This window comes from Pseudomonas avellanae BPIC 631 (assembly GCF_000444135.1).
GTDB classification, from domain to species: domain Bacteria; phylum Pseudomonadota; class Gammaproteobacteria; order Pseudomonadales; family Pseudomonadaceae; genus Aquipseudomonas; species Aquipseudomonas avellanae.
In genome coordinates, this window is record NZ_ATDK01000050.1 from 1 (window position 1) to 14,122 (window position 14,122).

11 protein-coding genes and 3 pseudogenes are annotated in these 14,122 nt (G+C 59.6%); 9 read left to right on the top strand and 5 right to left on the bottom strand.

Going from position 1 to position 14,122, the window contains the following annotated elements:
- Positions 1 to 236: 236 nt before the first annotated feature.
- The 4 genes and pseudogenes from DW49_RS0103130 to DW49_RS0103145 all read left to right on the top strand — a co-directional run.
- Positions 237 to 722: pseudogene (locus DW49_RS0103130) on the top strand (SDR family oxidoreductase); the annotation flags it as partial.
- A gap of 539 nt (positions 723 to 1,261) precedes the next feature.
- Positions 1,262 to 1,750: pseudogene (locus DW49_RS0103135) on the top strand (type 2 periplasmic-binding domain-containing protein); the annotation flags it as partial.
- A 189-nt stretch (positions 1,751 to 1,939) separates the two neighbouring features.
- Entirely contained in the window at positions 1,940 to 2,803 is an 864-nt protein-coding gene (locus DW49_RS0103140; RefSeq protein ID WP_005618426.1) for a flavin monoamine oxidase family protein, read from the top strand.
- Between the two features lie 41 nt (positions 2,804 to 2,844).
- A complete protein-coding gene (locus DW49_RS0103145) occupies positions 2,845 to 3,279 on the top strand; it encodes a RidA family protein (protein ID WP_005618425.1) in 435 nt (144 codons plus the stop codon).
- Between the two features lie 22 nt (positions 3,280 to 3,301).
- On the opposite strand, the gene DW49_RS0103150 is transcribed toward DW49_RS0103145, so the two are convergent.
- The 4 genes from DW49_RS0103150 to xylA form a co-directional block, all read right to left on the bottom strand.
- Positions 3,302 to 4,438: a sugar ABC transporter permease gene (locus DW49_RS0103150; protein ID WP_005618424.1), complete on the bottom strand. Its 1,137-nt coding sequence runs from the start codon at positions 4,436 to 4,438 to the stop codon at positions 3,302 to 3,304.
- Complete coding sequence (gene xylG / locus DW49_RS0103155) at positions 4,439 to 6,049, bottom strand: D-xylose ABC transporter ATP-binding protein (protein ID WP_161780183.1); 1,611 nt, start codon at positions 6,047 to 6,049, stop codon at positions 4,439 to 4,441. It abuts the gene before it with no gap.
- A gap of 84 nt (positions 6,050 to 6,133) precedes the next feature.
- Positions 6,134 to 7,135, bottom strand: coding sequence for a D-xylose ABC transporter substrate-binding protein (gene xylF / locus DW49_RS0103160; RefSeq protein WP_017682813.1), 1,002 nt, complete (start codon positions 7,133 to 7,135; stop codon positions 6,134 to 6,136).
- Positions 7,136 to 7,274: 139 nt separating this feature from the next.
- Positions 7,275 to 8,591 (bottom strand): xylose isomerase, encoded by a 1,317-nt coding sequence (gene xylA / locus DW49_RS0103165; RefSeq protein ID WP_005618419.1) that lies wholly within the window; start codon positions 8,589 to 8,591, stop codon positions 7,275 to 7,277.
- Positions 8,592 to 8,769: 178 nt separating this feature from the next.
- Between xylA and DW49_RS0103170 the strand changes: the two genes are divergently transcribed.
- Both DW49_RS0103170 and DW49_RS0103175 read left to right on the top strand, forming a co-directional pair.
- Positions 8,770 to 9,957, top strand: coding sequence for a XylR family transcriptional regulator (locus DW49_RS0103170; RefSeq protein ID WP_024419780.1), 1,188 nt, complete (start codon positions 8,770 to 8,772; stop codon positions 9,955 to 9,957).
- 115 nt (positions 9,958 to 10,072) lie between these two features.
- Positions 10,073 to 10,525, top strand: coding sequence for a DUF3237 family protein (locus DW49_RS0103175; protein WP_024419781.1), 453 nt, complete (start codon positions 10,073 to 10,075; stop codon positions 10,523 to 10,525).
- Positions 10,526 to 10,608: 83 nt separating this feature from the next.
- On the opposite strand, the gene DW49_RS0103180 is transcribed toward DW49_RS0103175, so the two are convergent.
- Positions 10,609 to 11,037, bottom strand: a complete 429-nt coding sequence (locus DW49_RS0103180; protein WP_005618416.1) for a VirK family protein — start codon at positions 11,035 to 11,037, stop codon at positions 10,609 to 10,611.
- Between the two features lie 256 nt (positions 11,038 to 11,293).
- Between DW49_RS0103180 and DW49_RS1000000134155 the strand changes: the two are divergent.
- The 3 genes and pseudogenes from DW49_RS1000000134155 to DW49_RS0103190 all read left to right on the top strand — a co-directional run.
- Positions 11,294 to 11,731: pseudogene (locus DW49_RS1000000134155) on the top strand (MCP four helix bundle domain-containing protein); the annotation flags it as partial.
- Complete coding sequence (locus tag DW49_RS0103185) at positions 11,726 to 12,871, top strand: methyl-accepting chemotaxis protein (RefSeq protein WP_370464036.1); 1,146 nt, start codon at positions 11,726 to 11,728, stop codon at positions 12,869 to 12,871. The pseudogene DW49_RS1000000134155 and the gene DW49_RS0103185, both read left to right, overlap by 6 nt.
- Positions 12,872 to 13,095: 224 nt before the next feature.
- Entirely contained in the window at positions 13,096 to 14,115 is a 1,020-nt protein-coding gene (locus tag DW49_RS0103190; RefSeq protein ID WP_005618413.1) for a sugar ABC transporter substrate-binding protein, read from the top strand.
- Positions 14,116 to 14,122 lie beyond the last annotated feature (7 nt).

Genomic DNA, 14,122 nt, shown 5'->3' on the forward strand with positions numbered 1-14,122 from the left:
TTTCTTCAGGACTCAGGACGATATCTTGGGCGCTCATTTCTTCGCCTCCAACGGTGTAATCAACGAGCAAGAATAGACGATTTTACAGAGCATTTATTTTTGAGACAGCACACTAGTCAACAATGCCCAACGCATCGCGCATTTGGGGGACGTGCCGGTCTGATGTGGGGAAGATGCGCCTTTAACTCACGAAACGCGCCGAAAAGTCGCACTAGCCCCGATTTTATAACCTTTCACCTTTCGAGCACTACCGCAGCGAAGAAATCGAAGCTGAGGTGCGTCGCTCATTGTTCCCGACATTGTGGTGTTGCCACGCCGTACTGCCCTACATGATCGAGCAGGGTCGCGGAGCGATCGTCAACGTTTCTTCTGTCGCGACTCGCGGGGTGAACCGGGTGCCTTACGGCGCTGCCAAGGGTGGGGTGAACGCCCTTACCGCCTGCCTGGCGTTCGAGACCGCCGAACGAGGCATCCGAGTCAACGCCACGGCGCCGGGCGGCACCGAGGCGCCACCACGACGCATTCCCCGCAACACCCAAGCGCCCAGCGCCGACGAACAACGGTGGTACCAGCAGATTGTCGACCAGACCGTCGACAGCAGCTTGATGAAGCGCTACGGCACTATCAACGAACAAGCGAGCGCCATTCTGTTTCTGGCCAGCGATGAGGCCTCCTACATCACCGGCGTCACGCTGCCGGTAGGAGGCGGAGATTTGGGCTGATCTGGCAGTCGAACCCTTCAGGCTTGCTCATGCCAACCATAAATCCATGAGCGATGCCGTGCGTAACCACGAAATAAATTCGCTTATGGATTCAATTCCATGGTCTTGCCGCTGCCTCACAGGGCTCGGTTGCGCAGGACTGATACCCAATGCTGTGGCCTGCTGAGTTTCTGCGCGAACTGCTGAGCCGCAGGCCAGGGCCGCGATGGTATTCAGTTGTCTACGGGCAGGAAATGCGTCGGCTGACCTCATCGGCGGTATGACGAAGAGCAAGGTCGGAAGGGGATGGTCGGGGCTGGATATAAAGTGGTACAAAATTGGTAACTATCAAAGAGTGGAGTTGTATTTTTTTATCAATCAATGGCCTGTCGAAATGGATGGTCCCATCCATCACTCTGCCGCCAACCGGCTTTTCCCCCCCACCCCTAGCTCATCGTGCAGGGTTTACCTGCACAGCCTGAAACGTGCGTACTGCGCTGTCCCGACGACAGCGGGAGTGCCCGACTTTGCGATTTGCATGCATGGCTCAAATGAAGGCCATGCTGGGCTTTTACGTCAAGACCGGCAGCAAGATCAGCGAGATCAAACAGGCGTCTGACATCGCCGGGCTGAAAATCATCGTCGGCTCCGGCACCAATCAGGAAAAGGTCCTGTTGGTGTGGAACGAAGCCAACGAAAAGGCCGGCATCAAACCCGCACTGCTGCAGTATTTCGATGATCAGGCGGCGGCCCAGCTTGCCATTCGCTCGGGCCGCAGCGACGCGTTGTTCGGGCCCAATTCGGTGTATGCCTACTCGGCCGCCATCACCGTAGGTATCAAGCGGGTCGGCACGGTCAACGGTGGCTGGCCACTGCAGGCCGATATCGCCGTGACCACGCGCAAGGACAACGGTCTGGTCAAACCGATTCATACCGCCCTTGAAGGCGCGATTGTCGGCGGGCAGTACGAGCAAGTATTGCAGCGCTGGGGCCTGGATGTGGAGCGCGTCGACACGTCGCTGATCAACCCGCCCGGCTTGCCGGACTGAAGCCTTCAAGGGAGTAATGACCATGGGACTGACACGACGTGAAGCGCTGTCCAGCATTGCAACGGTGGGGGGCGAGAAAGCCCTCAAGGATGCGCTTGCGGTACTCGGCCTTGGGCCTTCGTCGCATCGACGACCGCAGCCGCTGAAGCTCAAGAGCGGGCTGGGGCAGGGCACCCGCGTGCGCAGCCGGTGGCGCTTGACCGGCTGCTGCACCCCGAGCTGTGGGGCGCCTTGCTGCACACTGAATTCCCGGAGTTTTCGGCCACCATGTTTCAGCCGGTAGGCGGCATGGACCGCATCACCGACGCGTTTTACCAGCGCCTCACCGAGCAGGTGCAACTGGGCGCGCAGGTGCGCCGGATTCGTCAGCGTGAAGACGGCGTAGCCGTGACCTATCACGACAGCCACAGCGGTCGCGAACAGGTGGTGCGCGCCGATTATCTGGTCTCGACGTTGCCATTGCCGTTATTGGCGAGGCTGGACACCGATTTCAGCGACCCGATCAAAGCCGCCTTGCTCAGCACCCGCAACGATCAGGCGACCAAAGTGGCGTGGCAATCGCCGCGCTTCTGGGAAACCGATTACCGCACCTATGTTGACTTGTCCTGGATCGACCATCCGGCGCGCCTGTTGTGGTCCCCGAGCAATGATCTCAATACCCGCGATGGCCTGCTCGTCGCCGGTTACGTGACCGGGGAGGGTGCCGATGTGTTCGGCGCCAAACCGTTCGATGCGCAGTACGCAACGTCCAGAGAAACCGTGGAACTGCTGCATCCCGGTTACTCGCATCATTTGCGCAACCCGCTGGCAGTGTCCTGGGAGCAGATCCCGTACAGCGAAGGCCCGTGGCTGCAACGCGAGCATTTTCCGGCTGACGCCAGCGCCTTGCTGGAAGCGCCCCATGGCCGGGTCTATTTCGCAGGCGACGGATTGGTGCAACGCGGCGTCGGTATCTGGCAGAAATCGGCCGCCAACTCGGCGCGCCATGTGGTCGGGCAACTGGCCGAGCGGGTCATCCAGCAACGACAGACTGCGGCCCTCGCTGCGTCTTGAACCCGTAGTGAAGCAAGAGCATCCATTCAAGAAGAAACACCATGAGCGACAGCATTCAACGCACCAGCGTCGGCGATTTTCCGATCTCGCAAACCGTGACCGTGCCGGCCTCGGCCAGCCTGATATTCATCAGCGGCACCCTGCCAGACCTCGCTGACCCACACGCCCCGGCGGGTACGCCTGCCGCCTACGGGAATACTGAGGTGCAGACTGTTTCGGTGCTCAACAAACTGCGCAGGATTCTGCAGCAACAGGACCTGGATCTGGGCGATATCGTGCAGCTTCGGGTGTTTCTGGTCGGGGCCAATGAGACCGGTGGCAAACTGGATTTTGCCGGGTTGCAAGCCGGTTACACGCAGTTTTTCGGCACGCCCGAGCGACCCCCAAAACCTGCGCGTGCGGCACTTCAAGTGGTGGCGTTGCCGTTGCCGGGAGCGCTGATCGAGGTAGAGGCTGTGGCGGCCAGATCAGCTTGATTCAGCGCTGTCGGCAGGTCGATCACCGCCGCCCGGCCCGTGTGCTGACGTCCACCCACACCGCCAGCACGAGGATGCCGCCCTTGACGATCATCTGCCAGTAACTGTCGACGTCGAGCATCGACATGCCATTGTCCAGGCTGGTAATCACCAGTGCGCCGAGCAGGGCGCCATATACGGTGCCGGAGCCGCCGCGCATGGACGTGCCGCCGATGAAGCAGGCGGCAATGGCGTCCAGCTCGCCCATGTTGCCGGCCGAGGGCGAGCCTGCGGCCAGGCGTGCGGTGTTGACCAGCCCGGCGAAGGCGCACATCACGCCCATGATGCCGAAGATCCACAGTTTCACCGCTTGTACGTTGATGCCGGACAGGCGCGTGGCTTCCATGTTGCTGCCCACGGCATAGACGCGCCGTCCGAACACCGTCTGGCTGGTGACGTAACTGAACACACCGAGCAAAACCAGCAACAGCAACACCGGAACCGGAATCCCGTCGTAGCTGTTGAGTATGTAGACAAACCCGCCCAGTACCGCGCCGATTATTACCACCCGTAACACATCGCGAACCATCGAGTGGGCCGCCAGCCCGTGCAGGGCTCTGTTGCGCCGTTGTTTCCAGGTCAGGAACAGTGTCAGCGCCAGCAGCAGTACGCCAAGCCCTGTACCGACAGAATGCGGCAAATACCCCTGGCCGACGTAGACCAGCGAAGGCGACACCGGGGCGACGGTGGTGCCGCCGGTAATCCCCAGCAGAATGCCGCGAAAGGCCAGCATGCCGACCAGCCCGACAATGAAGGACGGAATGCGCAGGTAGGCGGTCATGTAGCCGTTGGCCAGGCCGATCATCAGCCCGCACAGCGCAACCACGCTCAGGTTTGCCAGCAGCGGCACGTGGTAAACGACATCCAGAATTGCCGCCAGGCCGCCGAGCAGGCCGAGCATCGAGCCCACCGACAGGTCGATCTCGCCACTGATGATGACCAGCACCATGCCACACACCAGAATGCCGGTGATGGACATCTGTCGCAGCAGGTTGGAGAGGTTGCGCGGGGTCAGAAATCCGCCCTCGGTCTGCCAGCTGAAAAACAGCCAGATAACGGCAATGGCAATCACCAGCGCGAGCATTTTGTAGCGGGTGAAGAACTGTTTGACCTGATTCATCTACGCGGTCTTCCGGTCGTTGTCGTTATGATTATTGTTGTCAGGGTCATTACTGTCAGGGTCGCCGGGATGGCTGAGTGCGGCCGCAAGCACCTGCTCCTGCGTGAGTTCATGGTTAATGAAATCGCCGCACAACCGGCCCTCACCAATGACCAGCACGCGGTCGGAAACCCCCAGCACTTCGGCCAGTTCCGAGGACACCATGATGATAGCCACGCCCTCGGCCGCCAACGCGCCCATCAGCTTGTAGATCTCGTACTTGGCACCCACATCGACCCCGCGCGTCGGCTCGTCGAGAATCAGCACGCGGGGCTTGGTCAAGAGCATCTTGGCCAGCACGGCTTTCTGCTGATTGCCGCCGGAAAGACTGGTGATCGGCAGAAACGGGCTGGCGGTCTTGAGGTGCATGCGCGAAATTTCCCGGTCGATGCTGCCCAGTTCGGCTTCTGCGTCGATGCGGGTCATTTTCGAGTAGTTGTCGAGGACGGCAAGGGTGATGTTCTGGCCGACGCCCATGTCGGGAATGATGCCCTGGCGCTTGCGGTCTTCCGGAACCATGCACAAGCCGGCGCGGATTGATTTGAGCGGTGTGCGGGTATCGACCGGCTGGCCGTCCAGCCAGACCTCACCGCTGTAGCGGCCTGGATACGCACCGAACAGCGCCGAGACCAGCTCCGTGCGGCCGGCGCCCACCAGCCCGGCGATGCCGAGGATTTCCCCGCGCTTGAGGACAAACGAAATGTCGTCCACCCGTTTGCGCCTGGGGTTATCGACGTCGTAGCAGGTGATGTTGCGCGCCTCGAAAATCACCTCGCCGATGTCGTGCGCTTCGGTAGGGTAGAGGTTGCTCATTTCACGCCCGACCATCTGGGTGATGATCTTCGGGATGTCCATTTCAGCCATGGCAGTAGTGGCAATGTGCTTGCCATCGCGGATCACCGAAATGGTGTCGCACACGGCCGCCACTTCATCGAGCTTGTGCGAGATGTACACGCAGGCCACGCCTTTGGCCTTGAGGTCGCGAATGATGCCCAGCAGGACCTCGATCTCCGAGCGGGTCAGGGCCGAAGAGGGCTCATCGAGGATCAACAGTCGTGCCTGCTTGTTCAGCGCCTTGGCGATTTCCACCAGTTGCTGATGGCCACCGCCGTACTGCGAAACCGGCAGCGCCACGTTCATGTCAGGCACTTTGAGCTCACGCATCAGGGCTTCGGCACGGTGGATCATCGCCGGGTAGTTCATGCGCCCGCCGCGCAGGGTCAGTTCGTGGCCCATGAAGATGTTTTCGGCCACCGACAGGTCAGGGACCAGAGTCAGTTCCTGATGAATGATGACGATCCCGACGGCTTCCGTCTCGCTGATGGACTGCGCCTTGAGGGGGTGGCCGTCCCAGAGAATCTCGCCTTCCCAGGTGCCATGGGGGTAGACCGCCGAGAGGACTTTCATCAAGGTGGATTTGCCCGCGCCGTTTTCGCCGCACAGGCCGACGCATTCACCAGGGCGTACCTTGATATCAATGCCGTTGAGCGCTTTGATACCGTCAAAGGTTTTGACGATGCCGTTCATTTGCAGCAGGTAGTCGGACATGGCGAAGGGCTCATACACAGGCATCAGGGCTGGCTTGAGCGAGACGCTGCGCAACCGGGTTGCGCAGCGTCATGCTCATGCTCTATCGACAGGTTGACGCTCGACAGCTCACTGCCCGCCAATCTGTGCCTTGGTGTAAAAGCCGTCTTTTTCCAGCAGGTCGATGTTGGCCTTGGTCAACGGCGTCGGGGTCAGCAAGATAGTGTCGACTTTCTTGCTGCCATTGTCGTATTGCGAGCTGAAGGTGGGCTTCTCGTTACGCGCCAGTTGCACCGACAGTTTGGCGGCTTCGGTGGCGATCAGTTTCAGCGGTTTGTAGACGGTCATGGTCTGGGTGCCGTCGATGACCCGCTTGACCGCCGCCAGGTCGGCATCCTGCCCCGAAATCGGCACCTTGCCGGCCAGTTTCTGCGCGGCCAGCGCCTGAATGGCACCCCCGGCCGTTGCGTCGTTGGAAGCAACGATGCCATCAATCTTGTTGTTATTGCGGGTCAGGGCATTTTCCACAATGCTCAGCGCTTCGGTGGGGTTCCACTCCTTGACCCACTGCTGCCCGACAATCTTGATATCGCCCTTGTCGATGGCCGGTTGCAGCACTTTCATCTGGCCCTCGCGCAGAATCTTGGCGTTATTGTCGGTGGGCGCGCCGCCGAGCAAAAAGTAATTGCCCTTGGGTGCCGCTTGCAGCACGCCGCTGGCCTGCATCTCGCCGACCTTTTCGTTATCGAAGGAAATGTAAGCGTCGATGTCGGCATTGAGGATCAGACGGTCATACGAGACGACCTTGATCCCGGCCTTCTTGGCTTCGGCCACTGCGTTGGTCAGCACCGTGGCGTTGAACGGCACGATGACGATCACATCGACCCCACGGGAAATCAGGTTCTCGATCTGCGAAATCTGCTTTTGCTCGTTGGCATCGGCGGACTGAACGAAGACCTTGGCGTCCAGTTTCTCCGCCGCCGCCACGAAGTAATCACGGTCTCGCGACCAGCGCTCCAGGCGCAGGTCGTCGATGGAAAAACCGATTTTCGGGTGGGCGGCGTCGGCCATGACCGGCAGGGACAGCAGTGCCAGGGCACTGGCAAGCAGGGTGCGTTTCAGGGTGTTCATAGGGTGCGTCCTTTTATTGTTGTTTGAAAGACACTTCATGACGTGCAGCGTAATGCCGGTGGAACTTTAGAACGTTGTCGGACGCCGTGGGCACAGATTTGTCGTGCGAATGTCACTGCGGCGTCCGTGTCTGTTGCTCTCAGGTGTAGATAAAGCGGTTGACCACGCCTTCAAGCAGCTCCTGCCGGCCACTGACGGCCTGTGGATTGATTTCGTTGGCGAACGCATGTTCGGCCAGCGAAGCGAGGCTGAAACCTCCGCTCAGCACCGATTGGCCGAACGGCTGCTGCCAGCCTGCGTAACGCTGGTCCTTGAACTGCTGAAGTTTATCGTTCTGCACCATCGCCGCGGCACGCTCAAGCGCCAGGGCAAGGACGTCCATGGCGGCAACGTGGCCATTAAACAGATCGACATCGTCCAGGCTCTGACGGCGGACCTTGGAGTCGAAATTGTAGCCGCCGTGGGTGAAACCACCGGCTTTGAGGATTTCATAGGTGGCGAGGGTCATTTCCTCGACGCTGTTGGGGAACTGGTCGGTGTCCCAACCGTTCTGCGGGTCGCCACGATTGGCGTCGATGCTGCCGAAGATCCCCAGCGAGACCGCCGTGGCAATTTCGTGATGAAAGCTGTGCCCGGCCAGCGTGGCATGGTTGGCTTCGATGTTGACCTTGATCTCCTTTTCCAGGCCGTACTGCTGCAGAAAACCGAACACCGTGGCGCTGTCGTAATCGTACTGATGCTTGGTGGGCTCCTGTGGCTTGGGTTCGATCAGCAAGTCGCCTTTGAAGCCGATCTTGTGCTTGTGCTCAACCACCATGCGCATGAAGCGACCGAGTTGTTCGCGTTCGTGCTTGAGGTCGGTATTGAGCAGGGTTTCGTAACCTTCACGACCGCCCCACAGCACGTAATTGGAGCCTTTGAGGCGCTGGGTCGCGTTCATCGCGCTGAACACCTGGGCGGCAGCGTAGGCAAATACTTCAGGGTCCGGATTGCTGGCAGCACCTGCGGCAAAGCGCGGGTTGCTGAAACAGTTGGCGGTGCCCCACAGCAGCTTGATGCCGCTCTGTTCCTGATGCCGCTCGAGGTGGTCGACCATCTGCGCAAAGTTGTTTTGGTATTCCCTTATCGAGCTGCCTTCCGGCGCTACGTCGGTGTCGTGAAAGCTGTAGTAATCGATGCCCAGCTTGGAGAAGAATTCGAACGCTGCCTCGGCCTTGCCGATAGCCAGCTCCATCGGGTCACCGGCGCGTTGCCATGGGCGTTTGAAGGTGCCAACGCCAAACATGTCAGCCCCCGGCCAGACGAAGGTGTGCCAGTAGCAGGCAGCCATGCGCAGGTGTTCGCGCATGGGTTTGCCGAGCACCCGTTTGTCGGCGTCGTAGTGGCGAAAGGCAAGCGGCGAGTCGCTGTCGGGGCCTTCGTAGATAACCTTGTCGACAGTGGGGAAGTACGACATGTGCGTTTCCTTATTGTTATTGGCATTGTGAGTGGCGATGTCTCGATACTAGCAACGGCCTCAGGGCCGCTGATTATGAAAATCATCAACCGGCAGTGCGATTTTGAGTATTGAGATTCGCTTGCCACGCGCCTAGTCTGTCGAAAAGCCTCGCGCTTTACGGATCGGCATAAAAACAATGAAAACCGTACCTCCCGTTCACCGCATTGCGCTGTTGTTCAATGGCAGCAAGATCTACGACCGCGGCATCATCAGCGGCATCGGTAATTACCTGAGCAGCACGCGCGTGTCCTGGGACTTGTTCCTCGAGGAAGACTTTCTCTGTCGCTTGAAAGGCATCGAGCGCTGGCAGGGCGACGGGATCATTGCCGACTTCGACGACCCGCTGATCGGCGAAGCGCTGGCCGGGATCAGGTTGCCGGTTGTGGCGGTGGGCGGGTCTTATCAGGACGAACGCGCCTACCCGAAGGGCATTCCTTACGTGGCCACCGACAACCACGCCCTGATCAAGGCTGCCTACGAGCACTTGATAGAGGCAGGCCTGACACGATTCGCCTGCTTCAGCCTGCCCGAGGCCCAGGCCAACCGCTGGGCGCAGGAGCGGGAGAAAGCCTTTCGCCACCTGCTGCAACGCGACGGTCTGCACGCCGAGGTTTATCGCGGTCTGGGCACCAGCGCACCGCTCTGGGACAGCGCTGTAGAACAGCAGATTACCTGGCTGCAAAGCCTGCCCAAACCCATTGGTATCATCGCTGTGACCGATGCTCGCGCTCGCCAGTTGCTGCAGGCCTGCCTGACCGCCGGGATTGCCGTACCCGAACAAGTGGCGTTGATCGGCATCGATAACGATCCGCTGACCCGCACCCTGACCCGTGTGCCACTGAGTTCAGTGATTCAAGGCACCGAAACCATGGGCCGAACCGCTGCGCGCCTGCTTCATCAGATGCTGCACGGCATGCCGTCGTCCGGCACACACATTCTGATACCGCCGGATGCGGTCAATGTGCAGGCTTCAAGCCTGCACCAACCGTTGGGCGATCCCTACGTCATGCAGGCGCTGCTGTTTATCCGGCAGTACGCGTGCCAAGGCATCAAGACCGCGCAGGTCGCCGCCTACGTAGGCGTTTCGCGCTCATCGCTGGAGTCGCACTTTCGCCGGGTGCGTGGCTGCAGCGTGCACGACGAGATCCTGCGTTTCAAACTGGCCGCGGCCGCGCACGGGCTGGAAAACACTGACTGTGCCATTGCCGACATCGCCCGCGATTGCGGTTTTAAATCTGCGCAATACCTGCATACGGTATTTCGGCGGGAGTTTGGGTGTACGCCTCGGGAGTATTTGCAGAGCGCCCATTCTGCCGTTTCATAACCGTACCCATCGGAGCATTTACATTGACAGCGAGTGGGGCTCAGGCTAAAACGTACGTCTTGGTACAGTTATGGGCAAGGCGTACGTCGCCAGCTGCGAGACGAGAGGTAGAGAGATGGAGACGATGCAACTGCACGAAATACTGACTGTTCGCTTGCGTCTTGATGAGCTGCAATCGCTTTTAAGTGCTCACGGAGGACAGCGCCGCAGCGGAGAAATACTGGGGGGCGCGTTTGAGGGCGATCGGCTGCAGGGGCAGGTCCTTCCGGGGGGTAGCCTTTTTGTTGTGCCGCAGGATGAAGACCTCGCACGATTCAGCCTGTATTACACGTTGCTGACTGGCGACGGGGTGAAGATAGAAGTGGTGGGAGAAGGGCTCCTGGCCATTGATGAAACGAACCGGGCGCCTTTTGCCCAATCGCACTGCCGGTGCACGTGCAGCAAGCAGTTCAGCGTTCCTCCCGGCGCTCATGATTACCTGCAGAGAAACCTTTACGTTGGCAGGGTAAACCTCGCTGCTGTTGACGGTGGCATGCTGATCAGTATTTTTCAGGTTGATGAGCACTAGAGGCCCTGCTTTCGGGGGCGTGAGGAGGATCTTTCCCCACGCCTTACATCTGGCTAGTTCATTTAGTTTTGCCTTGACGCGCACTAACCGGCAAAAAAACTCAAGCCCTTGCCAATCGCACATTCATAACTCACCGCATCGCCCACTTGTTGATAACCGGGAACACTCAGCGTCGTCATGCTGAAACCTGCTGTACCGTCGGCACGCACCTGATAACGAATGAATTGCTCGATGGGCTTGTTAGTGCGGTCCAGGGTGAAGTGCGTGTCCGAGAAGGCCAGGGTGCCGTCTGCGGTAATGCGGTAAGCGTCGATGCGTTTGCCGCCTTTGGTCTTGGACGGTTCGGCACCTGCGACCGAGGACTTGCACTGCCCCAGATCAATCACCACCGCCACCGAGGCACCGGTGTTCAGGGCGTGTGTAATGGCCGGCAGGCTGGAAAGGGTTTCACCTGCGTGGGCCAGAGCCGGCAGTGACAGGGCAAGTAGTGCAGCAGCGTAGTAATGTTTCATTAGAACTCCAGTAAGTCAGTCTGAAGATTGAAAAAACAGTCATCTGACGATATCAAGCGTCGCGAAACCTACCATAAGCTTCTCTGCAGGTGGGCTCTAATAGCAGTGGCACCTCTCTGTTACACGGTTCTTCATCCTTTTTCGTATTCTGCCGATAGACATGACGATAGTCATTTATTCGTCAACCAGCGGAAGGGAATGGAACATGTTGAGACAGCTGAAAATTGCCGTGCGGACCTCCGTCTGCTTTGCATTGATGGTGGTTCTGGTCATAGGGCTCGGCATCTTCGGTCTTCAACAACTGCACGGCATTCGCGAGCAGTCGCTTGAAATCGAGAACGACTCGCTTCCTGGGATTGCGCTGGGTGACGATATTGCTCTCGCCTTTGAGAAAACCCGCACCACTGTGGCGAAAATGCTGACCACCCAGGACGCGCCGCAGGTTGCTCAGGTTCATGCGGATTTCCTCGAAAAGAAAGCCGGTTTTCAAAAGGCCATTCAGGCTTACACCCCGGTGATCAGCGAGGATGGCGAGCGGGCGCTGATCAACGGCATAACGAGTGCCTACCAGCGCTACACCGAAAAGGCCGAGCAGGTTTACGTGCTGATCAATCAGAATCAGGTCGAGGCCGGGCGGCAGATGGTGTGGGGTGAGATGAGGGCGATTGCCGAGGACCTTGAGGCCTCGTTGGGCAAGCTGGAGAAGATCAACGACGAATCCGAGGCTGAGTCCAGCGCGGCGGCATCGGCGGTGTATGACAATGCTCTAATTGTGACCCAACTGGTCATGCTGATCACGGTATTGCTGACCGTGCTGCTGGCCTGGCGCCTGACCAAAAGTCTGGCGGTGCCCATCAGTCAGGCGCTTCTGGTCTCTGAAACCATCGCAGCCGGGGATTTGCGTCCGACACAGCTCGACCGTGAGGGCTCGGACGAAGCGGCGCTGTTGCTGCAATCGATGGAGCGTATGCGCGGCAATCTGAGCACGACACTGACCCATGTGGGTGACGCCGCACTTCAATTGGCCTCTGCCACCGAAGAAATGAGCGCGTTGATGGTCAACAGCAATGCGGACCTGGTGGTGCAGAACAGCGAGATCGAAATGGCGGCCACTGCCGTGACCGAGATGAGCCAGGCGGTCGATGAGGTGGCGCGCAATGCAGTGAGTACGTCCGAGGAGTCAGAAGCGTCTTCGGTTTCTGCGCGTCAAGGGCAGGAAGAACTCAAGCAGACCGTCAAATCGATTCTTGAACTGACCCAGAACGTCAGCACAGCGTCGGTCGAGGCGCAGGCCCTGGCGACCCGCACGCTGGACATCAGCAAAGTGCTGGACGTGATTCGCGCGGTGTCCGAGCAAACCAACCTGTTGGCGCTCAATGCCGCCATCGAGGCCGCTCGGGCAGGTGATGCCGGGCGCGGGTTTGCCGTGGTCGCTGACGAAGTTCGCGCACTGGCGCACCGCACCAGCGAATCGACCCGAGAAATCGAAACCATGATCGGGCACATCCAGCAGGGCACCAAAAGTACGTTGGTGGCGCTTGAGGTCAGCACCGAGCAGGCCCAACGCACGCGTCATCAGGCCGAATCGGCCAATGCCGTGCTGGCCAGCATCGCCAGCTCGGTCATGGTCATCGATGAGCGCAATACAGTCATCGCCAGCGCTTCCGAGGAGCAGGCACTGGTTGCTCGCGAAGTGGACCGCAACCTGGTGCGAATCCGTGACCTGTCGGCGCAATCGGCCGTGCGCACCGGCCAGACCGGCAGCGCCAGCCAGTCGCTGGCGGAGCTGGCCAGTGACCTGACGACAACACTGCGGCAGTTCAAACTCAGGTAACTGCGAGCACGTCGTCGCTGTTGTCCGGGCAACAGCGAATCGACAGTGTGTTCGGCAGTTGCGCTCGCAGTGCACGGTTTTTAGAGGTCGCGGCCACTTGGGGTAGAGGCCTGCAAACGCCAGCCGCTGCGCTTCGCGCCTTTGCCTGGCGCAGTTCCAAGGCTTTGGGCATGACCTGTGCACTGCTCATCGGGATTATGTCCTGAGCCAGCGGAGCTACCCAAATGCCTGATGCCGTTTCTACTGCCAAACCAACCCGTTCCAGACCAACCCGCCTGCACACAGTCTGGCGCACACTCGCGCTCACCCTGATTGCCGGCAGTCTAGCCGCAACCGTGCAGGCCGATGACAGTAACGTGCCTTCTCTCGCGGGCAAACGCATCGCTATCAGCATGACCGGCACCAGTCACTACTTCGATATCAAGGCATTTCAGGCCCAGGTCGATGAGGTCAAGCGTCTGGGCGGCACGCCGATTACGCTCGACGCGGGGCGCAACGACAAGAACCTGGTCAACCAATTGCAGACCGTCGTCACGCAAAAACCTGATGCAGTTATCCAGACCCTGGGCACGCTCAGCGTTATCGACCCGTGGCTCAAGCGCATAAGCAAGGCCAACATTCCGCTGTTCACCATCGATGCGCCCTCGCAATACAGCCTCAATAACACCACCTCCGACAATGTCGCGACCGGCAAGGCGCTGGCCGGGCAGTTGATCAAGGATGCCGGCGGCAAGGGCAATATTCTGGTGTTCAACGGTTTTTATGGTGTGCCGGTCTGCGCCATTCGTTATGACCAGCTCAAGCTGGCGCTCAAGGATCACCCGGAGCTGAAAATCATCGAGCCCGAGCTGCGGGATGTGATTCCCAATACTGTTCAGGACGCCTATTCGCAGGTGTCGGCGCTGCTCAACAAGTACCCCAAAGGCAGCGTTTCAGCGATCTGGTCGGCCTGGGATATTCCGCAACTGGGTGCCAGCAAAGCGCTGATCGACGCCGGTCGTACCGAAATCAAGACCTATGGCGTGGACGGCACGCCGGAAGTGCTGGAACTGATGCGCCGTGACACCTCGCCGGTCGGTGCCGTGGTGGCGCAACAGCCCGCGCTGATCGGCAAGACCGCCGTGCAGAACGTCGCCCGCTATCTGGCCGGACGACGCGATCTGCCCAAGGAAACCCAGGTGCCGACGCTGCTCACCACGGCGGCCAATCTGGCCGACGTGCAAACGCTCAGGGGCGATAACTGAGGCGGGG